At 68.7% G+C, this 20,358-nt stretch carries 17 protein-coding genes and 2 tRNA genes; 10 read left to right on the top strand and 9 right to left on the bottom strand.

From position 1 onward, the window contains the following. Positions 1-151 precede the first annotated feature (151 nt). The 7 genes from gyrB (at position 152) to J4E04_RS00405 (ending at position 8,634) form a co-directional block, all read left to right on the top strand. A complete protein-coding gene (gyrB, locus tag J4E04_RS00435) occupies positions 152-2,191 on the top strand; it encodes a DNA topoisomerase (ATP-hydrolyzing) subunit B (protein WP_027505936.1) in 2,040 nt (679 codons plus the stop codon). Positions 2,192-2,228: 37 nt separating this feature from the next. Then, the gene (gene gyrA, locus J4E04_RS00430; protein ID WP_027505935.1) at positions 2,229-4,751 is read left to right on the top strand and encodes a DNA gyrase subunit A; all 2,523 of its coding nucleotides are present in this window, start codon (positions 2,229-2,231) and stop codon (positions 4,749-4,751) included. Continuing rightward, positions 4,748-5,713 carry a DUF3566 domain-containing protein gene (locus J4E04_RS00425; protein WP_222632471.1) on the top strand — a complete coding sequence of 322 codons (966 nt, stop codon included), beginning with the start codon at positions 4,748-4,750 and terminating at the stop codon, positions 5,711-5,713. The genes gyrA and J4E04_RS00425 overlap by 4 nt, the downstream gene beginning before the upstream one ends. A gap of 98 nt (positions 5,714-5,811) precedes the next feature. After that, a tRNA-Ile gene (locus tag J4E04_RS00420) sits at positions 5,812-5,885 on the top strand. 132 nt (positions 5,886-6,017) lie between these two features. Continuing rightward, positions 6,018-6,090 (top strand) — tRNA-Ala (locus J4E04_RS00415). 121 nt (positions 6,091-6,211) lie between these two features. After that, a complete protein-coding gene (locus tag J4E04_RS00410; RefSeq protein ID WP_231476347.1) occupies positions 6,212-7,207 on the top strand; it encodes a GGDEF domain-containing protein in 996 nt (331 codons plus the stop codon). 110 nt (positions 7,208-7,317) lie between these two features. Next, entirely contained in the window at positions 7,318-8,634 is a 1,317-nt protein-coding gene (locus tag J4E04_RS00405) for an alpha/beta hydrolase (protein ID WP_490149673.1), read from the top strand. Positions 8,635-8,648: 14 nt separating this feature from the next. On the opposite strand, the gene J4E04_RS00400 is transcribed toward J4E04_RS00405, so the two are convergent. Continuing rightward, positions 8,649-9,011, bottom strand: coding sequence for a hypothetical protein (locus J4E04_RS00400; protein ID WP_490149672.1), 363 nt, complete (start codon positions 9,009-9,011; stop codon positions 8,649-8,651). Between the two features lie 41 nt (positions 9,012-9,052). On the opposite strand from J4E04_RS00400, the gene J4E04_RS00395 reads away from it, so the two are divergent. Both J4E04_RS00395 and J4E04_RS00390 read left to right on the top strand, forming a co-directional pair. Beyond that, positions 9,053-9,580, top strand: a complete 528-nt coding sequence (locus J4E04_RS00395; RefSeq protein ID WP_027505933.1) for a peptidylprolyl isomerase — start codon at positions 9,053-9,055, stop codon at positions 9,578-9,580. A gap of 39 nt (positions 9,581-9,619) precedes the next feature. Continuing rightward, positions 9,620-10,513, top strand: coding sequence for a rhomboid family intramembrane serine protease (locus J4E04_RS00390; RefSeq protein ID WP_490149671.1), 894 nt, complete (start codon positions 9,620-9,622; stop codon positions 10,511-10,513). Here the strand turns inward: J4E04_RS00390 and J4E04_RS00385 are convergent. Together J4E04_RS00385 and crgA are read right to left on the bottom strand one after the other, a co-directional pair. Continuing rightward, complete coding sequence (locus tag J4E04_RS00385; RefSeq protein WP_027505931.1) at positions 10,510-10,971, bottom strand: PH domain-containing protein; 462 nt, start codon at positions 10,969-10,971, stop codon at positions 10,510-10,512. The genes J4E04_RS00390 and J4E04_RS00385 overlap by 4 nt on opposite strands. Positions 10,972-11,049: 78 nt before the next feature. Continuing rightward, positions 11,050-11,313 carry a cell division protein CrgA gene (gene crgA / locus J4E04_RS00380; protein WP_027505930.1) on the bottom strand — a complete coding sequence of 88 codons (264 nt, stop codon included), beginning with the start codon at positions 11,311-11,313 and terminating at the stop codon, positions 11,050-11,052. 126 nt (positions 11,314-11,439) lie between these two features. Here crgA and J4E04_RS00375 point away from each other — a divergent pair, with 126 nt between their 5' ends. Further along, entirely contained in the window at positions 11,440-12,072 is a 633-nt protein-coding gene (locus J4E04_RS00375; RefSeq protein ID WP_490149670.1) for an aminodeoxychorismate/anthranilate synthase component II, read from the top strand. Between the two features lie 18 nt (positions 12,073-12,090). Here the strand turns inward: J4E04_RS00375 and pknB are convergent, their stop codons facing one another. From pknB to J4E04_RS00345, 6 genes are read right to left on the bottom strand one after another with little or no spacing between them, the layout of a single operon-like run. Beyond that, positions 12,091-14,025 (bottom strand): Stk1 family PASTA domain-containing Ser/Thr kinase, encoded by a 1,935-nt coding sequence (gene pknB, locus J4E04_RS00370; RefSeq protein WP_222632481.1) that lies wholly within the window; start codon positions 14,023-14,025, stop codon positions 12,091-12,093. Next, complete coding sequence (locus tag J4E04_RS00365) at positions 14,022-15,434, bottom strand: serine/threonine-protein kinase (RefSeq protein ID WP_490149669.1); 1,413 nt, start codon at positions 15,432-15,434, stop codon at positions 14,022-14,024. The genes pknB and J4E04_RS00365 overlap by 4 nt, the downstream gene beginning before the upstream one ends. A 7-nt stretch (positions 15,435-15,441) precedes the next feature. Beyond that, on the bottom strand, positions 15,442-16,929 hold the full coding sequence (locus tag J4E04_RS00360; RefSeq protein ID WP_027505927.1) for a penicillin-binding transpeptidase domain-containing protein: 1,488 nt from the start codon (positions 16,927-16,929) through the stop codon (positions 15,442-15,444). Beyond that, complete coding sequence (locus J4E04_RS00355) at positions 16,926-18,410, bottom strand: FtsW/RodA/SpoVE family cell cycle protein (RefSeq protein WP_222650098.1); 1,485 nt, start codon at positions 18,408-18,410, stop codon at positions 16,926-16,928. Before J4E04_RS00355 ends, J4E04_RS00360 begins: the two co-directional genes overlap by 4 nt. Beyond that, a complete protein-coding gene (locus tag J4E04_RS00350) occupies positions 18,410-19,870 on the bottom strand; it encodes a PP2C family protein-serine/threonine phosphatase (RefSeq protein WP_328810968.1) in 1,461 nt (486 codons plus the stop codon). Before J4E04_RS00350 ends, J4E04_RS00355 begins: the two co-directional genes overlap by 1 nt. After that, the gene (locus tag J4E04_RS00345) at positions 19,867-20,328 is read right to left on the bottom strand and encodes an FHA domain-containing protein FhaB/FipA (RefSeq protein ID WP_027505924.1); all 462 of its coding nucleotides are present in this window, start codon (positions 20,326-20,328) and stop codon (positions 19,867-19,869) included. The genes J4E04_RS00350 and J4E04_RS00345 overlap by 4 nt, the downstream gene beginning before the upstream one ends. Between the last annotated feature and the right edge of the window lie 30 nt (positions 20,329-20,358).

The following is a 20,358-nucleotide window of genomic DNA, read 5'->3' as shown; positions in this document are numbered from 1 at the left end:
CACGCTTTACCGGTACGATGGACCGGTAAAGACCACCGAGCGCGAGGGGCATGCGTCCCCGAGCGCATTTTTTCGGGTCGAGGTCCTCTGCCGTCCTCACCGAGCGAGGTGAGTGTCGGGGGAGCGTAGTCGAGAAGGAGAACAGCTGACCGTGGCTGACCCCAAGGCAGGCAAGAGCGACAAGCCGAAGGAATACGACGCGTCGTCGATCACCGTCCTCGAAGGACTCGAGGCGGTACGCAAGCGACCCGGTATGTACATCGGTTCCACCGGAGAGCGCGGCCTGCACCACCTGATCTGGGAGGTCGTCGACAACTCCGTCGACGAGGCGATGGCAGGTCATGCCACCACGGTGGAGGTCACCCTTCTCGCCGACGGCGGCGTGCGGGTCGTCGACGACGGTCGCGGTATCCCCGTCGGCATGCACTCCTCGGGCATCCCGACCATCGAGGTCGTCATGACTCAGCTGCACGCCGGCGGCAAGTTCGACTCCGACTCCTACGCGGTGTCCGGCGGCCTGCACGGCGTGGGTATCTCCGTGGTCAACGCTCTGTCGACGACCCTGCTCGCGCAGGTCGACAACGACGGCTTCCACTGGGAGCAGACCTACACGCGATCCGTCCCCGGCGAGCTGATCAAGGGCGAGCCGACGAAGCGCACGGGTACGGCGATCTCGTTCTGGCCGGACGCGGACATCTTCGAGGAGACCGTCTTCAAGTTCGACACGGTCGCGCGTCGCCTGCAGGAGATGGCGTTCCTGAACAAGGGACTCACCATCGTCCTCACCGACGAGCGCGCCTCGGACATCGAGCGCATCGCCGACGAGGCCTCCGAGAGCGAGCTGGCGGAGACGCCCAAGGCGGACGCCGAGGAGCCGTCGGGAGCACCGGCCAAGATCAAGACCCGGACCTACCACTACCCCGGTGGTCTCGAGGACTACGTCCGCTACATCAACCGTGCGAAGACGCCGCAGCATCCGTCGGTCATCGGTTTCTCGGCCAAGGGCCCGGGCCACGAACTCGAGATCGCGATGCAGTGGAACTCGACGTACGCGGAGTCCGTGCACACGTTCGCCAACACGATCAACACGCACGAGGGCGGTACGCACGAAGAGGGGTTCCGCTCCGCGCTGACCAACGTCGTGAAGAAGTACGCCAACGAGAAGAAGCTCGTCAAGGAGAAGGACGGCATCCTCACCGGAGACGACATCCGCGAGGGTCTCGCCGCCATCATCTCCGTCAAGGTCGGTGAGCCGCAGTTCGAGGGCCAGACGAAGACCAAGCTCGGCAACACCGAGGTGAAGTCCTTCGTGCAGAAGGCCGCCGGCGAACACCTCACGCACTGGTTCGAGGCGAATCCCGCCGAGGCCAAGCTCATCATCTCCAAGGCCGTCGCCTCGATGCAGGCGCGCACGGCTGCTCGTCGTGCGCGAGATCTGGTGCGGCGCAAGAGCGCCACCGACATCGGTGGACTGCCGGGCAAGCTCGCGGACTGCCGTTCCAACGATCCGTCGAAGTGCGAGATCTACATCGTGGAGGGCGACTCGGCCGGCGGCTCCGCCAAGTCCGGTCGCGACTCGATGTATCAGGCCATTCTTCCGTTGCGCGGCAAGATCATCAACGTCGAGAAGGCCCGCATCGACCGTGTCCTCAAGAACACCGAGGTCCAGTCGATCATCACGGCGTTCGGCACCGGCATCCACGACGAGTTCGACATCGCGAAGCTGCGCTATCACAAGATCGTGCTGATGGCCGACGCCGACGTCGACGGCCAGCACATCTCGACTCTGTTGCTCACCTTGCTGTTCCGCTTCATGCGGCCTCTCGTGGAGCACGGCTACGTCTACCTGGCCATGCCGCCGCTGTACAAGCTCAAGTGGCAGCGAGGTGCGGATCCCGAGTTCGCCTACTCCGATCGGGAGCGCGACGGACTGATCGAGGCCGGCCTGGCGTCGGGCAAGAAGATCAACAAGGACGACGGCATCCAGCGCTACAAAGGCCTGGGCGAGATGAACGCGAAGGAACTGTGGGAGACCACGATGGATCCGAGCGTGCGCGTGCTGCGTCAGGTGACTCTGGACGACGCTGCCGCCGCCGACGAACTCTTCTCCATCCTCATGGGTGAGGACGTCGAGGCCCGCCGCAGCTTCATCACCCGTAATGCCAAGGACGTTCGTTTCCTCGACGTATAGGCGCTCCGCGCCCCGAGCGCCGCGCTAGGAGAATGCAATGACAGACACCACCCTGCCCCCCACCGGCGGCGACGGACCCACGTCCGACCGCATCGAGCTGGTCGACATCCAGCAGGAGATGCAGAACAGCTACATCGACTACGCGATGAGCGTCATCGTCGGTCGAGCACTCCCGGAGGTGCGCGACGGTCTCAAGCCCGTGCACCGCCGCGTGCTGTACGCCATGTTCGACAACGGATATCGACCCGATCGCGGATACGTGAAGTCGGCTCGACCGGTGGCCGAGACCATGGGCAACTACCACCCCCACGGCGACAGCTCGATCTACGACACCCTCGTGCGCATGGCGCAGCCGTGGTCCATGCGGTACCCGCTCGTCGACGGTCAGGGCAACTTCGGTTCCCGCGGCAACGACGGCCCGGCGGCCATGCGGTACACCGAGTGTCGGCTCACTCCTCTCGCGATGCAGATGCTCGCGGACATCGAGGAGGAGACCGTCGACTTCATCGCGAACTACGACGGCCGCACCCTCGAGCCGACCGTGCTGCCCGCCCGGTTCCCCAACCTGCTCGCCAACGGCAGTGGCGGCATCGCGGTCGGCATGGCGACCAACGTTCCGCCGCACAACCTTCGGGAACTCGCCGAGGGTGTGTACTGGATGTTGGACAACTACGAGGCCAGTGAAGAGGTCGCTCTCGAGGCGATGATCGAGCGGATCAAGGGACCGGACTTCCCCACTCACGGTCTCATCGTCGGATCGCAGGGCATCGAGGACGCGTACCGCACCGGTCGCGGATCGATCCGCATGCGCGGCGTGGTCGACATCGAGGAGGGGGAGCGCGGCGGCACGCAGATCGTCGTCACCGAGCTGCCGTTCCAGGTGAACCCGGACAACATGATCGCCTCGATCGCCGAGCAGCTCAAGGACGGCCGCATCGCCGGCATCTCCGACATCGAGGACCAGTCGTCCGACCGTGTCGGTATGCGCATCGTCATCAAGCTACGTCGCGACGCGGTCGCGAAGGTGGTGCTGAACAACCTCTACAAGCACAGCCAGTTGCAGACGAGCTTCGGCGCCAACATGCTCTCGATCGTCGACGGCGTTCCGCGCACCCTGCGGATCGACCAGATGATCAAGCTGTACGTGACCCACCAGCTCGACGTGATCGTCCGTCGTACGCGGTACCGGTTGCGGAAGGCCGAGGAGCGGGCCCACATCCTGCGCGGACTGGTGAAGGCGCTCGACGCCCTCGACGAGGTCATCGCGTTGATCCGCCGGTCCGCCGACGCCGATGTCGCACGCCAGGGCCTGATGGACCTGCTCGACGTCGATCAGATCCAGGCGGACGCCATCCTCGCGATGCAACTGCGTCGCCTCGCCGCCCTCGAACGGCAGCGCATCGTCGACGAGCTCGCCGCGATCGAGATCGAGATCGCAGACCTGCAGGACATCCTGGATCGTCCGGAGCGTCAGCGGGAGATCGTGCGCTCGGAGCTGAAGGAGATCGTCGACAAGTTCGGCGACGATCGTCGTACCCGGATCATCGCGGCCGACGGCGACGTCAGCGACGAGGACCTGATCGCGCGTGAAAACGTCGTGGTCACCATCACGGAGACGGGGTATGCCAAGCGCACGCGGACCGACCTCTACCGATCGCAGAAGCGCGGCGGCAAGGGTGTGCAGGGCGCGGGGCTCAAGCAGGACGACATCGTCAGCAAGTTCTTCGTCTGCTCGACGCACGACTGGATCCTGTTCTTCACCACGAAGGGCCGGGTCTACCGGGCCAAGGCGTACGAGCTCCCCGAGGCCAACCGCACGGCCCGCGGACAGCACGTCGCCAACCTGTTGGCGTTCCAGCCGGACGAGCGCATCGCGCAGATCATTCAGATCAAGACCTACGACGACGCGCCGTACCTGGTGCTCGCGACGAAGGCCGGTCTGGTGAAGAAGTCCAAGTTGGCCGACTTCGACTCCAACCGTTCCGGTGGCATCGTGGCCGTCAACCTGCGTGGCGACGACGAGTTGGTCGGAGCCGTGCTGTGCACCAATTCGGACGACCTGCTGCTCGTGTCCGCTCAGGGCCAGTCGATCCGCTTCTCGGCCACCGACGAGGTGCTGCGCCCGATGGGCCGCGCCACTTCGGGTGTCCAGGGAATGCGCTTCAACGGCGAGGACGCACTGCTCTCCCTGAACGTGGTGAAGGACGGCACGTACCTGCTGGTCGCCACGTCCGGTGGCTACGCGAAGCGCACCGCGATGGAGGACTACCCCCCGCAGGGCCGCGGTGGCAAGGGCGTGCTGACCATTCAGTACGACCCGCGTCGTGGCACCCTGGTGGGAGCGCTCATCGTCGAGGACGACGACGAGCTCTACGCCATCACCTCGAGCGGCGGTGTCATCCGCACCGCGGCTCGTCAGGTTCGCAAGGCAGGACGCCAGACCAAGGGCGTTCGGCTGATGAACCTCGGCGACGGCGACAACCTGCTGGCCATCGCACGCAACGCGGACGAGCCGGAGGACCTCGCGATCGCCGAGGCCGACGGATCCAAGGAGTCATGAGCGCAGTGAGTACTCCCGAACAGCCCGGGTCCACCGGAAACGGACGCCCCGCGCCGAGCACCACGTCCGACCGTCAGGCCCCACGGCCTGCCGGCGGACCCCCGGCACCTCGCCCGCCCGCGGCGTGGCCGCCTGCCCAGCAGGACGGCGCACGCCAGGACGGGGTGCAGCAGGACTCCGCTCGACAGGACCCTGCTCGGCAGGACCCCGGCCATCAGGGTCCCCGTCCGGCTCGGACACCGGACTCCCAGCAGGCTCCCGTGCGGGAGCAGCAGCCACCTCAGCGGCAGCCGCAGACGAACCTGCAGAGCCGTCCCTCTCCGACGGGCCGCGCTCCCGAGCAGGCTCGTCCGGACCAGGGTCAGGCCCGGACGACCGTGCAGCCCGCTGCACGTCCGACGGACGGTCAGGACCGTCCCCGCCAGGGGCGTCCCGCCGAGGCGACGGCCAAAGCTGCGGTGATCGACGGGCCGACGCGCAACATCGCGCGGAACGACCTGCCCACCGACATGCCGGACCTCTCGACGGTCCGTCACCCGCAGCAGGAGGAGCAGCGCACCGAGCGCGCCACCCCGATGATGACGGCGCGACCGTCGGAGTCCGGTGAGCCGCTGCGCGCGACCGTCCAGGTGCGCAAGATCGATCCGTGGTCGATGTTGAAGCTGTCGCTCGTGATCTCCGTGTCGCTGTTCTTCGTCTGGATGGTGGCCGTCGGGCTGCTGTACATGGTGCTCGACGGCATGGGCGTGTGGGATCGACTGAACAATGCGTTCTCCGACATCGTCGCCACGTCCGGCGAGTCCGGGTTGGTGTCGGCCGGCCAAATCTTCGGCTACGCCGCCGTCATCGGTCTCATCAACGTGGTGCTGTTCACAGCACTGACGACCATCGGCACGTTCATCTACAACCTGTGCTCCGACCTCGTCGGCGGCCTGGAAGTGACGCTGGCGGACCGGGACTGACCCACCGCACACCGGCGTTTTGGTCTCGCGCCGTGTGTGCGGTAATCTCGTTCCTCGGTCAGCACAGCACGTTCCACCGTGCTCTGCGAGCCGAGTGCGGGCCTATAGCTCAGGCGGTTAGAGCGCTTCCCTGATAAGGAAGAGGTCGGAGGTTCAAGTCCTCCTAGGCCCACGAACGAGAGCGAGAAAGGATGTCCGTGAGGATTCTTCTCCCCGCCCTCGTGACGTCGGTCGTCGTTGCCGTCACTGTTCGCGCGATCCGCGTGGAAAGTACGCGGTGGCATCGTCTGCCGGATGTCGATCCGGGGCCTTAGCTCAGTTGGTAGAGCGCTGCCTTTGCAAGGCAGATGTCAGGAGTTCGAATCTCCTAGGCTCCACAGTCACGACCACACCCTGTTCCGCATGTCGGAGCAGGGTGTTCTCGTCTCTGGACATGTCACCATGCCCACCGGCGATGCTTCGTCCACCACTGCGCGCCTCATCGTCGATACTTGACGCGTGAACCCCGGACGAGGAACAGAAGCGAGCACCGCGATGGTGGTCTATCTGTGTCCCACCGCGGTTCTCTTCATCGCCGGAGCCGTCGCGTTCTCGGGCACGACCACCGGAACCGTGGTCATGGTCCTCGCTGCAGGTCTCCAACTTCTCGGTGCGGCCGTCCTGCACTTCGGCCCGCGTCCGACCTCGCCTCGCACGCTGGGCATCGTGACGGGCGGCGCCGTCGCGTCGCTGTGCGCGATGTTCCTCACGTCGGACGGACCGGTGGCGTACCTGCTGCTGAGTCAGGCGGCGATGTTCCTGGGCATGCAGCTCGCGGGGTACTGGAGTGAGCGCGGCGGCTGGGTGTGGGTGAGCGTGCTGACGGTGGGATCGGTCGTGGCGGCCGCGCTGTCGCCGTCGACCATGCCGATGGTGGGTTACGTCCTCACCGCGCTGGGCATCGTGGCCGCCGCCGAGTTCTTCGGCTCGCACTCGCGGCGCATGCGGCACTCGGCGTCGCGGGACGCCCTGACCGGACTCCTCAACCGCCAGGGCCTCGAGGACCGCGTCGAGAAACTGCTCCCGGTCTTCGCCTCCCGTGGTCTGCCGGTGAGCATGGCGGTTCTCGATCTCGACAACTTCAAGACCGTGAACGACATCTACGGGCACATCGCCGGCGACGTACTGCTCGAGCGGGTCTCGGCAGCGTGGCGCGGTCAGCTGCGCAAGGGCGACGTCCTCGGCCGTCTCGGCGGCGACGAGTTCGTGCTGTTCATGCCGGGAACCGGTGAGGGCGAGGCGGCGACCCTTCTGGAGCGGCTGCGGGCAGCGCACTCGGCCGAGTGGAGCGTCGGACTGGTCTGCATGCCCACCGTGCGCAAGTGGTCGGAGATCTACCGGGCCGCCGACGCCGAGCTCTACAAGGCCAAGCGCAGCCGAGGTGCCCAACAGATGTCCACGCCGGTGCCCAGGGCCGTCATCGAGGACACCGGAGTGCCTGCCGAGCGGCGCTGACGGCTCGTTCCCCGGGCTGTGGACGACGCAGCCAGGCCCGCCGGCTCCATCTGGTCCACTGTCCGCTCGAGGCGGCCTCCACGTGCCGTCCGGGAACGACGGGGGTCGGCGTGAGCGAGTCGGTGGTCTGGACAGCACCGGACATGTGGAACATGCACACGAGGGTGGTGTCCGCGGGGACTCGCCTGCGCGTGCTGGTCGATCGCACGACCGCGATCGGGCGGCTGCCCGGGTGGGAGGGAGCGGCGGCCGACGCCGCTCGGTCGGCCGTCGTGGGTACGGCGGCGGAGCTGTCGACGCGAGCGGACGTGTTGGGTCGGATCGCGGACGTCCTCGCCCGCGCGGGTGACGACCGTGCAGCCCTGTCGCGATGGGATCCCGCGGATCGGACGGGCGCCCTCGCCGAACTGGATCGCACGGTCGCCGAGGACCTGACCAGGGCAGGCGGAGACGCGCCGCCGGACTCGGCGCCCACGAGGGCCGCGGCGGTGCTCGACACCGCCAACCGGGCGCGGATGGCCGAGGACCGTGAGCGCCTCGTCGTCGCCGAACGGGACCTGTCCGCGCGACTCGACGACGCCGCGTTCGGGGGCGCGTTCTCGAACGTGGACGCGGGACTCGCCGAGACGCGGCAGCGCCTGGCGGCCATCGACGCGCTGATCGAGGTGCTCGCGCGACCCGAGCGCCGTCTGGTGCACTACGAGGCGGGTGCGCGCCGCACCCTGGCGGCGGTGTCCGTCGGCGACCTCGACGGTGCGGATCGGGTGGCGGTGGTGGTTCCGGGCGCCGGGACCACGGTGGCGGGGTCGATCGCGCGACACGACGGCGAGACGGCGGCACTCGTCACCGAGGCGGGTGCGCTGTCACCCAGCTCCGTCACCGCAGGTGTGTCGTGGCTCGGATACGAGGCGCCGCAATGGAACACAGAGCTCATCGAGCCCGGGCGCAGCGTCGCCTCGACCGCACCGGCCGCGGCCGGCGCGCCGGCACTCGTCGGCGTTCTCGAGGCGCTCGGCGATCGTCGACACGGTGGTGACGCTCCGGAGGTGACGCTGGTGGCGCACTCCTACGGCACCGTCGTCGCGGCGCAGGCCATCGAGGCCGGTGCCCCCGTCGACGCCGTGGTGGTGATGGGCTCGCCCGGGTGGAGCGACCGCGCCGCCGCAGCCGCGCCGGGCCCGGTGCACGTCGCCGAGGCGGCGTGGGACCCCGTCGCCGACCTGGGACGGTTCGGGCCCGATCCCAGCGAGCGACCCGAGACCGAGGCGCTGGACACGGCGGGCACCGTGGGCCATGCCGACTACCTGGAACCGGGCAGCGTGTCGGCACGGGCCGTGGCCGAGGTGGTGGCCGGAGTGCCGAGCCCACCCGCCCCACGAACCATGGACCTGGCCGACGTGGCGCGGTTCGTGCTCGGGATGCTCTGACCGGCGGAGCAGTGTCAGGGCGCCTGGTGACCATTGGTCGTCGGCGTGCCCAGGCTCGGCGGCTCGGCGGCGGGAGGGGGCAGCTCGGTGCGGCGCGAGCGGGAGAACGCGACAGCGCCGGCGCCGAGGAGGACGAGCAGTCCGATCACGCCGGCGCGGCGGCCGGGCACGAACCGACCGCGTCGAGCGGGCGCCGCCGCACGCACGGGTGCGGGACGAGCGGCACGCTGCTGGGCGCGTCGTGACCGGAGGACCGACACCCCCTTGCGAGTGACGACGAAACCTGTTGCTGCGGGGCCCTTCGCGAGCGTGAGGGCGGTGTCACGGGCGATGCCGAGCGCCTTCTTGGCGGTGGCACTGTCGGGTGTTGACGTCATCCGTTCACCCTTGCACATTCCCCGGGTGGCACGATGGTGTTGTGACCTCACCTCTACAGACTCAGACCGCGACCCTGCACACGAATCACGGCGACATCGTGATCGCCCTCTTCGGCAACCACGCGCCGAAGACGGTCGAGAACTTCGTCGGTCTCGCGCAGGGCACCAAGGACTACAGCACGAAGAACGCGTCGGGCTCCTCCGAGGGACCTTTCTACGACGGCGCGATCTTCCACCGCGTCATCGCGGGCTTCATGCTCCAGGGTGGTGACCCCACCGGCACCGGCACGGGTGGTCCCGGATACAAGTTCGGTGACGAGTTCCACCCCGAGCTGTCGTTCGACCGTCCGTACCTGCTCGCCATGGCGAACGCGGGCCCCGGCACCAACGGTTCGCAGTTCTTCATCACCGTCGGCCCGACGCCGCATCTCAACCGTCGCCACACCATCTTCGGCGAGGTCATCGATCCCGCGTCGCAGAAGGTCGTCGACGAGATCGGCTCGACCGCGACCGGCCGCGGCGATCGCCCTGTGAACGACGTCGTCATCGAATCCGTCACCATTGCCTGATTCGACCGACACGGTCCCCCGTCGCGAGATCGGTGTGACATGACAGGACCAGGATGGGGCGGCACTCCGGTGCCGCCCCTCCCTGCCTGCGTGCGCCACCCCGATCGGCCCACCGGCCTGTCCTGCACCCGGTGCGACCGACCGGCCTGCCCGGAATGCCTGCGGCCCGCCGCGGTGGGTCAGCACTGTGTCGACTGCGTGGCACAGGCTGCGGGGTCGATCCCGCGTGCCCGCACGATGGCCGGCGGTGTCAGCAGGACCGTCTCCACCCCCGTCGTCACCTACGCGCTGATGGCACTGAACATCCTCGTGTTCGCCCTCACGGCCGCTCAGTCCGGCGGCCTGGCGAACCAGTCGAGCTCGCTGTTCCGCAGCTGGCAGCTCGTCCCGCTCCTGGTGGCCGACGGCGATGTCGTCCGCATCCTGGGCAGTGGTTTCCTGCACTCCGGCATCGTGCACCTCGCCGTGAACATGTTCGCCCTGTACGTCATCGGGCGCGATTGCGAACTGGTGCTCGGACGCTCGCGATACCTCGCCGTGTACGTCGTCGCGCTGCTGGGCGGCGCCGCGGCGGTGATGTGGCTGTCCAGCCCCCTGGTGGCGACGGTCGGAGCATCCGGCGCCGTGTTCGGCCTCCTCGGTGCACAGGCCGTGATCCTCGTCCGGCTGCGCCGCAGCCCCACCCCGGTGCTCGTCGTGATCGGGCTCAACGTGGTGCTGAGCATCGCGATCCCCGGTATCTCCCTGTGGGGACACCTCGGCGGGCTCGCCGCCGGTGCCGCCGCCACGGCCGCGGTGCTGTTCGTCACCGGTTCGGACGCTCGTCGGTCACGCCGACTGGGATGGTTCGGCATCGCCGGCGTCGGGCTGCTCGCACTGGCGCTGATCGGTCTGCGTGCCGCGACGCTCGCTCCGACTCTCGTGGCGGGCTAGTCCCGCTGCGACCAGCCCGCGTCGACCCACCCGTGTAGCTCGAGGGTGTCGAACACGGCGCGCGGATCTGCCCCGAGGTCCCAGCGACCGAAGATGACGAGTCGCTCGTCGTCGCCGTCGGTCACGTCCATCTCCAGCATCGGAACCCGTCGACCGAGCCGCGGGTACGGGACCAGACGCAGTGAGAGCACGTCGTCGCGCCCGTAGTCGCGGGTTCCGCGCAGAGTTCTGATGCGCAGGACGTCGCCGTCGACACTCAACTTCGGACGTTGGACCGCGGCCAGCACAGCCAGCGCCAGGGCTGCCAGTGCGGCGAGTCCGATGAGCGCGCGGCCGGCCGGATCACCCGTCGTGGCGACGGCAGCGGCGGCGAGTGCAGCGGCTCCCACCCCCAGCGCGGCCACGGCGGCGAGGGGTGTGGACCAGGACTGCGGTGCCTCGCGGCCACCTGTGGACAAGTTATCCACAGAAGTTATCCACAGTGTGGATGAACAACACGCGTGTAATTTCGGCGCGCATGGCGGAGGAAGCCCCGGTCAGCGCCATTTCATCGTCATGACGAGACCGACAATCCAGAAACCGAAGCCGATCAGCAGGTTGTAGGCCCCCAGATCCGACATCCAGCCGATGCTGTCCTGGGCGAGGTAGTACACGATGAGATACACCAGACCGAGCACCATGAAACCGAACATGACCGACAGATACAGCGTGCTCGACGGCGCGGCCTTGACCTTGACGGGCGTCCGCGACGCCGGATCGATCGTGTAGTCGGGCTTCTTGCGGACCTTCGACTTGGGCATGGATGACCTCGAACTCTCGTACCGGACTGCAGGCGGGCGGGTGTGAGCCACGGTGGGGACGCTCACTGCTCACGTCCACGATAACCTGCAGCCGAGCTCCCACCCGTGCGGCATTAGTCTTGTGACATGCGCATCCTCGTCGTCGACAACTACGACAGCTTCGTGTTCAACCTGGTCCAGTACCTCGGCCAGCTGGGGACACGGGCCCGAGTGCTGCGGAACGACGACCCCGGGGTGCTCGATGTCGAGGCCGCAGTGGCGGAGGTGGACGGAGTGCTGCTCAGTCCCGGACCCGGCACGCCGCAGCGTGCCGGCGTCACCATGGACATGGTGCAGGCCTGCGCCTCGTCGGGAACGCCCCTGCTGGGCGTGTGCCTCGGACACCAGGCCATCGGTGCCTCCTTCGGCGGCGTGGTCGAACGCGCGCCGGAACTTCTGCACGGCAAGACCAGCGTCGTCCACCACTTCGGAGACGGCGTGCTGGCAGGGTTGCCGGATCCGTTCACCGCGACGCGCTACCACTCGTTGACGGTGCGGGAGGACACGATCCCGGACGACCTCGAGGTGACCGCGCGCACCGAGAGCGGCATCGTCATGGCGATGCGCCACCGGGAGCTGCCGATCCACGGCGTGCAGTTCCACCCCGAGTCGGTCATGACGCAGGGTGGTCACCGCATGCTGGCGAACTGGCTCGCCGTGTGCGGCGAGGCTCCCGAACCGGGCCTGGTGGCCGAGCTCGAGAGCGCCGCCCGCGTCTGAGCACGGCGCCGCGTCGGGTCAGAGCCCGAACTTGCCGACGGTCACGTTGACGCGCGCCGTCTTGGCGATGGCCGTCCCCGGCGCGACCGCCTGCTGCTGAACGCGGTTGACCTGCGTGAGGTCCGACGTCTGGACGTCGACCTGGTCGATCTCGGCGATAGTGCCCTCCCAGCCGGCGGCGCGGAGGAGGTCGACGGCCTGGACCGGGGTCTGGCCTGCCAGGTCCGGGATCTCGAACTGCGATCCGTTGGACACCCGCACCACCACGGTGTCGCCGTCGGTGGCGTTGCTGCCGCCCGCGGGCGTCGTGGCGACCACCTGACCGGCCGGGAGCGTCGAGTCGACGTTCTGGCGGTCGACGAGGAAACCGGCACCCGCGATGTTGGGCTGAGCGACCTCGATGTTCTGACCGACCACGTCGGGTACCCGCACCTGACGCGGTCCCGATCCGAGCGTGATGCGTACCGACGAGCCCTGAGCCATCGACGATCCGCGAGCCGGCTCCTGACCGATGACCTTGTCGACGTCCGCGCGAGACGACGCGGCCCGGCCGATCGACGGGTCGAGAGCGAGACCGGCCTGCACCAGTGCCTGTTCCGCAGCGCTCTGCGTCAGTCCTGCCAACTGGGGGACCTGGATCTGCTCCGGACCGGTGGACACCTCGAGAACGAGGGTGCTGTTCTCGTCGACCGTCGTGCCGGACACGGGTCGCGTGCCGATGACGGACCCCTCGGGCACCGTCGCGTCGGAGCGTTGCTGGACGTCGACGCGGAAGCCCGCGTTCTCGAGGGTGGTGCGGGCGGCGTCGGCGGTCTGCGCGGACACGTCCGGGACGGTCACCGAACGGGCCTCCGCACCGGGGCCGAGATTCCACAGGAAGACGCCGACGATGCCGACGACCACGAGGGCGGCGAGCGCCATGACGGCGACGCGAACGCCCTTGCGGCGCGGTCGGTCCCCGTCGTCGTCCGCGTCGGGATGCGCGTGGCGGGCGATCCGGCGAGGCTCGCCGGAGTTGTCGGACGCCGGCCGAGCGCCGGGCCGCGGCGCGTCCATCGAGCCGAGGATGGTGGTGCGATCCTCGTCGTTCATGACCATCGGCGCACTGGGTCGCTGGCCACCGAGGACGCGGATGAGATCGGTGCGCATGTCCGCGGCGCTCTGGTACCGATTGGCCGGATTCTTGCTCATCGCCTTGAGAATGATCGAGTCCAGCTCCCGCGGGATGTCCGGATTCACCGACGACGGCAGTCGCGGATCCTCCCGGACGTGCTGGTACGCGACCGCGACCGGAGAGTCACCCGTGAACGGCGGCTCGCCCGTCAGGATCTCGAACAGCACGCAGCCCAGCGAGTAGACGTCGGATCGCGCATCGACCTGTTCGCCGCGAGCCTGCTCGGGCGACAGGTACTGGGCGGTACCGATGACGGCAGCGGTCTGCGTCATCGGAGACGAACTGTCGGCGATGGCCCGCGCGATGCCGAAGTCCATGACCTTGACCGCACCGGCGCGGTTGATCATCACGTTGGCCGGTTTGACGTCGCGGTGCACGATGCCGTTGCGGTGGCTGAAGTCGAGGGCGGCGCAGACGTCGGCGATGACCTCCATCGCACGCTTGGGAGCCATCGGCCCCTCGGCGCGGACGATGTCGCGCAGCGTGTCGCCGTCGACGTACTCCATGACGATGTAGGGCAGCGGACCCGTCTCGGTCTCCGCCTCACCCGTGTCGTACACCGCCACGATCGCCGGATGGTTCAGTGCCGCAGCGTTCTGCGCCTCGCGGCGGAACCGCAGGTAGAACGTGGGATCGCGTGCCAGATCCTGACGCAGCACCTTGATGGCCACGTCGCGATCGAGACGGCCGTCCTTCGCGAGGTGGACCTCCGACATGCCACCGAAACCGAGGATCTCCCCGAGGTCGTACCGGGACGAGAGCTTGCGCGGTGTGGTCATCGCGATCCTCCCGGTGCGTAGTTGAAGGGGTTGCCGTCCCCGTTGCCGTTGCCGTTCCCGCCGCCGAGACCGGGGATGGTGAACAGTCCCCCGTCGGTCGTGGTCGTGGTGGTGGTCGTCGGCTCGGTGGTCGTGGGCTCGGTGGTGGTCGTCGTCGGTTCCGTCGTCGTCGTGGTGGTCGTGGTGGTGGTGGTCGTCGTCGTGGGCTCGGTGGTGGTGGTCGTCGGCCGCGTCGTGGTGGTGGTCGGCTCCGTGGTGGTCGCCGCCGTGGTGGTCGAGGTGACGACGGGCGTCGAACCGTTGCTCTCGGTGAAGACGAAGAGCCCGAACGCGACGACGGCGGCGAGCAGGAGCAGTCCACCGGCAGCCCAGGCCAGGGCCTTCTGCCCGGGGGTCATACCCGATTCGCGGTCACGATCGGGTTCCGGTGATCGTGGTGTGGCCGCTGCCGCGGCGGCGTAGCCGGTGGCGGACGTGGTCATCATGCGGGTGCTGGACGGCCCACCGACGGCGCCGACGGGCGGGGCGCTCCGACCGGTACCGGACGCCGTGCCCGGGGCGGGCGGGCGCCGGCCGGCGCGCACGGCAGCGACCGCGTCGGCGAACTCCCCGCCGTTCTCGTACCGTGCGGCCGGGTCCTTGGTCATGGTGATCTCGATGAGTTCCCGCACCGGCTGCGGCAGATCGCCGGGAAGCGGCGGCGCGGCGTCCCGCACGTGCTTCATCGCGACCGTCAGCGCGCCGTCGCCGACGAACGGACGGGTCCCGCTGATGGCCTCGTAGCCCACGACGCCGAGCGAGTACACGTCGGACGCGGACGTCGCGTCCTGACCCAGCGCCTGTTCCGGGGCGATGTACTGCGCGGTGCCCATGACCATGCCGGTGCGCGTGACGGGCGAGGCGTCCACGGCCTTCGCGATGCCGAAGTCGGTGATCTTCACCGTCCCGTCGGGCGTGATCATGATGTTGCCCGGCTTCACGTCACGGTGCACGATGCCTGCGCGGTGTGCGGCCTGCAGGGCGCGGCCGGTCTGCTCGAGCATGTCCAGTGCGTGGACCAGCGGAAGCCGACCCATGCGCGTGAGCACCGTGTTGAGGGGCTCGCCGATGACGAGCTCCATGACGAGATACGCGAGCGACTGCCCGTTGGCGTCCCGCACCTCGCCGTAGTCGTAGATGTTGGCGATGCCGGGATGGTTCAACAGCGCGGTCGTGCGCGCCTCGACACGGAACCGTTCGACGAACTCGGGGTCGTCCGAGAACTCCGGCTTGAGGATCTTGACGGCGACGCGGCGATCGAGCCGGTTGTCCGTCGCTTCCCAGACCTGTCCCATTCCACCGGTCGCGATCAGTCGGAGCAGTCGATAGCGGTCGGCGACCACTGCTCCGTTACCCAGGCCTCCACTCATGCGGGGCTCACCTCCCCTGCAATCCGGCGCCGAGCACTGCTCTCGCCACTGGTGCCGCGACGGACCCACCGGTGGCGGCGAGTGCGCGGTCACCACCGTTCTCGACGATGACCGCGATGGCGATCTTCGGGTCCTGTGCCGGCGCGAACGCGATGTACCAGGCGTGCGGAGGGGTGTTGCGCGGATCGCTGCCGTGCTCGGCGGTGCCGGTCTTGGATGCGATCTGCACCCCCGCGATCTTGCCCTCGCCGCCGGAGTTGTTCTCCGAGCCGACCATCAGATCGGTGAGCGTGGACGCGACCTCGGGAGAGATCGACTGGCCCAGTGATGTGGGCTCGGTGGTGTCGAGGGTCGACAGATCCGGACCCTGCAGCTGGGCCACCATGTGCGGCGCCATGCGCACGCCACCGTTCGCGATGGTGGCTGCGATCTCGGCGTTCTGCAGCGGTGTCAGTGCGACGTCGCGCTGGCCGATGCTGCTCTGACCGAGGGCGGCGTCGTCCGGGATCTCCCCGACGGTGCTGTCGGCGACCGGGATCGGCACGGCCTGGTTCGCCTCGCCGATGCCGAACGCGGACGCGGCGTCCTTGACGTTCTGGGTGCCGGCGTCGATACCGAGTTCCACGAAGGCGGTGTTGCACGAGCGCGCGAACGCCTCGCGCAACGACGCGGTGGCGCCGCCGCCGCACGTGGAGCCGTTGTAGTTCTCGAGCGTCGTCGACGTGTCGGGCAGCGTGATGGTCGGCGCCGCCGTGAGCTGGGTGTCCGGGGTGGAGCCGGCCGCCAGCGCGGCCGCGGTGACGACCACCTTGAACGTCGAACCGGGCGGGTATGTCTGGGAGACCGCGCGGTTGACCAGGGGCTCGCCCGGATCGCTGCTCAGTCGCTCCCACGCCTGCGTCGACGTCTCGCCGTCGTGCGTCGCGAGCTCGTTGGGGTCGTAGCTCGGCGTGCTCACCATCGTCAGGATCTTGCCGGTGGACGGCTCGATGGCCACGACGGAGCCGGTGTAGCCCTTCGAGGTCAACTGGTCGTAGGCGACCTGCTGCATCACCGGATCGATCGTGGTGACGACGTTGCCGCCGCGGGGGTCGCGACCGGAGAGCAGGTCGAAGAACCGCTTGCCGAACAGTCGGTTGTCCGAGCCGTTCAACACTGCGTCCTCGGACCGTTCGAGAGCGGTGCTCGAGTACAGCATCGAGTAGAAGCCGGTGACCGGTGCGTTGGCGGCCGGGCTGGACGGAGCCGCGGGGTTGGCGGGGTACGTCCGCAGGTACTTGTAGCGATCGTCCGTCGCGACGGAGGCCGCGAGCACCTGGCCGCCGCTCGAGATCTGCCCACGCTGGCGTGCGTACTCGTCGAGCAGCACCCGCGAGTTCCGCGGATCCGTTCGGAGGTCGTCCGCCTTGATGACCTGGACGTACGTCGCGTTCGCGAGCAGGACGACGATCATCGCCATGACGCCGATGGCGACTCTGCGCAGAGGTGTGTTCACGGGCGCTTCACCACCTCGGTGGGAGCGTCACCGATCGGAGCCGCCGGTCCGCGTCTCTGCGGCACGACGGGCGCCCGCGCAGCGTCCGAGATCTTGATGAGCAGGGCGACCAGAGCGTAGTTCGCGAGCAGCGAGGATCCTCCGTAGGACATGAACGGTGTGGTGAGACCGGTGAGCGGAATGAGTTTGGTGACGCCGCCGACGACGACGAACAGCTGCACCGCGATGGTGACGGACAGTCCGGCGGCGAGCAGCTTGCCGAAGCTGTCGCGCACCGCGAGGGCGGTGCGCAGCCCACGCAACACGAAGACCAGATAGAGCATCAACACGGCGGCCAGGCCGATGAGGCCGAGCTCCTCGCCGATGGTCGCGATGATGAAGTCGGTGCTCGCGAACGGCACCTGCGACGGCCGGCCACTGCCGAGCCCGGTGCCGCCCATGCCGCCGGTCGCCAGACCGAAGAGCGACTGCGAGATCTGATAGCCGGTGTCGTTGTAGTCCGCGAACGGATCCAGCCACGTGTCGGTGCGGATCTTCACGTGCCCGAAGAACTGGTACGCGAGCAGGAAGCCGAGCAGGAGCAGCGCCACACCCACGACGATCCAGCCGACGCGCTCGGTGGCGACGTAGATCATCACCAGGACCGTGCAGTAGATCAGCAGCGACGTGCCGAGATCCTTCTCGAACACCAGGACGCCGATGGACACGATCCACGCGACGACGATGGGGCCGAGATCGCGGGCGCGCGGGAAGTCCATGCCGAGCACGTGCTTGCCCGCGGTGGTGAAGAGCTCGCGCTTCGCCACGAGCACCGAGGCGAAGAAGATGAGCAGCAGGATCTTCGAGAACTCACCGGGTTGGATGCTGAAGCCGGGCAACCGGATCCAGATCTTCGAGCCGTTGACCTCGGACAACGAGGAGGGCAGGACGGCCGGCAGGGCCAGGAACACCAGACCGCCGAGGCCCAGGGTGTAGCCGTACCGCGCGAGGGTGCGGTAGTCGCGGACCAGGACGAGGACAGCGATGAACCCGGCGATGCCCAGGGCCGTCCACAGCACCTGCTGCGTGGCGTCGGCCGACGGCTCTTCGATGCCGAGGTACACCGCCGACTGCTGGGCCGCGAGGTCGAGCCGGTGGATGAGCACCAGTCCGAGCCCGTTCAGCATGGCGACGACCGGGAGCAGCAGCGGATCCGCGTGGGTGGCGAATCGACGGACCGCGGCGTGGGCGACCGCGAACATCGCGAGGTAGGCGAGGCCGTACTTCGCCAGGTCCCAGGTGATGGCCTGCTCCTGGCTCGCCTCGACGAGCACCAGCGACACCGTGGTGATGACCGCGGCCGCGCCGAGCAGTGCCGCCTCGACACCGCGTCTCGTCGACTGCGGCGGGGCGGGGGCGAACCCACCGGGCGGGCTGGGGAACGAGGCGGACGACTGGCTGGGGGTGGGCCGGTTCGGGGTCGGCAGGTTCGGAGCGGACATCACGAACCCGTCCTGCAGGTCTGGCCCGCCACCAGCGTCGGCGTCGGTGCCGGGGTGGGCTCGATCGTGGTGGTCACGGGAGCCGCCGGATCGACGGGCACCGCCGGGTCCGGAGCGGGCGGTGCGGCCGTGGGAGCAGGCGTGGCCTCGGGAGTGGCGCTCGGCGTGGTGGTGGTGCTCGCCGGCGGCGTGCACGGGGGCAGCAGGTCACCGGACGCGAGTCGCGCCACCTGGGTGCGCGCGTCGTCGAGGGTGCCCGACGGCAGACCCGAGCGCACCTGTTCGCGTGCCGAGGGCTGGAGATCGTCGACACCCAGGATCGTGCAGTCGGCATCGCCGGGAGCGCGCAGCTCGACCGTCGCGTCCTCGGTGGCCGTGGCCCCGTCGCGGACGCAGCCGACCAGATCGACCTCCTGCAGCGAGAAGCCGAGCACCGAACCGGAGACTCCGCGCATCACGACCACGCGACCGTCGTCGGTTCCGACGTAGTAGTTACGTTGCAGCAGTTGCCATCCCACGACGAGACCGACGACGAGAAGGGCGACCACGCCGAGGCCGGCGAGTGACCACCGGAGCTTGTGCGACTTCTTCTCCGGCACGGGCGGCGGTGCCACGACACGTTTCGGGGTGGTGCGGGGCGGCCGCATGGCGGCGGCGCGGCCGGCTGCCGTGTTCGGCGGCGGCGCGTCCTCCTCGTCGGACATCGACGCGGCTCCGGCGAGAATGGGGTGCGACTGGCCGTAGTCCAGATCGATGACGTCGGCGACGACGACGGTGACGTTGTCGGGGCCACCGCTGCGCAGCGCCAGCTCGATGAGCCGATCGGCGCACTCGTCGTTCTCGCCCTCGCGGAGCGTGTCGGCGATGGTCTCGCTGCTGACGACGTCGGACAGGCCGTCCGAGCACAGGAGATACCGATCCCCGGCGCGGGCCTCCCGCACCGTGAGCGTCGGCTCGATCTCGTTACCGGTGAGCGCGCGCATGATGAGCGACCGCTGCGGGTGCGAGTGCGCCTGCTCGGCCGTGATCCGGCCCTCGTCGACCAGGGATTGGACGAACGTGTCGTCTCGCGTGATCTGCGTCAGCTCGTCGTCGCGCAGCAGGTAGGCACGCGAGTCGCCGATGTGGACGAGCCCGATCTTTCTGCCGCCGAACAGGATCGCCGTCAGGGTCGTGCCCATGCCGTCGAGCTCGGGATCCTCCTCGACCTGCTCGGCGATGGTGGCGTTGCCCTCGCGCGTCGCCCGTTCGAGCTTGCCCAGGAGATCGTCTCCCGGCTCGTCGTCGTCGAGGTGGGCGAGCGCCGCGATCATGAGCTGGGACGCGACCTCACCGGCGGCGTGCCCTCCCATGCCGTCGGCGAGAGCGAGCAGGCGCGCACCGGCGTAGACCGAGTCCTCGTTGTTGGATCGCACGAGACCGCGATCGCTGCGCGCGGCGTAGCGGAGAACCAGTGTCACGGGCGCAGCTCGATCACGGTCTTGCCGACGCGGACGGGCGTGCCCAGCGGGACGCGCACCGCCGTCGTGACCTTGGCCCGGTCGAGGTAGGTGCCGTTGGTCGAACCGAGATCCTCGACGTACCAGTCACCCCCGCGAGGAGACAGCCGTGCGTGGCGCGTGGACGCGTAGTCGTCGGTGAGGACCAACGTCGAGTCGTCCGCCCGACCCATGAGGACCGGCTGCGACCCGAGCGTGATGCGGGTACCGGCCAGCGAACCCTGCGTGACCACCAGCTGCTTGGCCACCTTCGCCTTGCGGCCCTGCAGCGACACCGGTGACGTGCGGGAGCGCGGTGCCACGCGCAGCCCGGAGGCCGCATAGATGTCCGACCGCAGGGTGCGCAGCACTGCCCAGACGAACAACCACAGGATCAGGAGGAAGCCAGCTCGAGTGAGCTGCAGAATCAATCCCTGCACAGCGTGTCACCTCCTCGTGTCACCAGAAGC

The sequence above is a fragment of the Rhodococcus sp. NFXS4 genome, assembly GCF_058139645.1.
The sequence above is the reverse complement of the archived record's forward strand: the minus strand, read 5'-3'. Positions and strand labels throughout refer to the sequence as shown.

Bases quoted from the DNA above. Each gene is read 5' to 3' on its own strand.
- J4E04_RS00400 (WP_490149672.1), bottom strand. From the start codon at position 9,011: ATGACGTCAACACCCGACAGTGCCACCGCCAAGAAGGCGCTCGGCATC.
- gyrA (WP_027505935.1), top strand. From the start codon at position 2,229: ATGACAGACACCACCCTGCCCCCCACCGGCGGCGACGGACCCACGTCC.
- J4E04_RS00425 (WP_222632471.1), top strand. From the start codon at position 4,748: ATGAGCGCAGTGAGTACTCCCGAACAGCCCGGGTCCACCGGAAACGGA.
- J4E04_RS00355 (WP_222650098.1), bottom strand. From the start codon at position 18,410: ATGTCCGCTCCGAACCTGCCGACCCCGAACCGGCCCACCCCCAGCCAG.
- J4E04_RS00390 (WP_490149671.1), top strand. From the start codon at position 9,620: ATGACAGGACCAGGATGGGGCGGCACTCCGGTGCCGCCCCTCCCTGCC.
- J4E04_RS00375 (WP_490149670.1), top strand. From the start codon at position 11,440: ATGCGCATCCTCGTCGTCGACAACTACGACAGCTTCGTGTTCAACCTG.
- pknB (WP_222632481.1), bottom strand. From the start codon at position 14,025: ATGACCACACCGCGCAAGCTCTCGTCCCGGTACGACCTCGGGGAGATC.
- J4E04_RS00365 (WP_490149669.1), bottom strand. From the start codon at position 15,434: ATGAGTGGAGGCCTGGGTAACGGAGCAGTGGTCGCCGACCGCTATCGA.
- crgA (WP_027505930.1), bottom strand. From the start codon at position 11,313: ATGCCCAAGTCGAAGGTCCGCAAGAAGCCCGACTACACGATCGATCCG.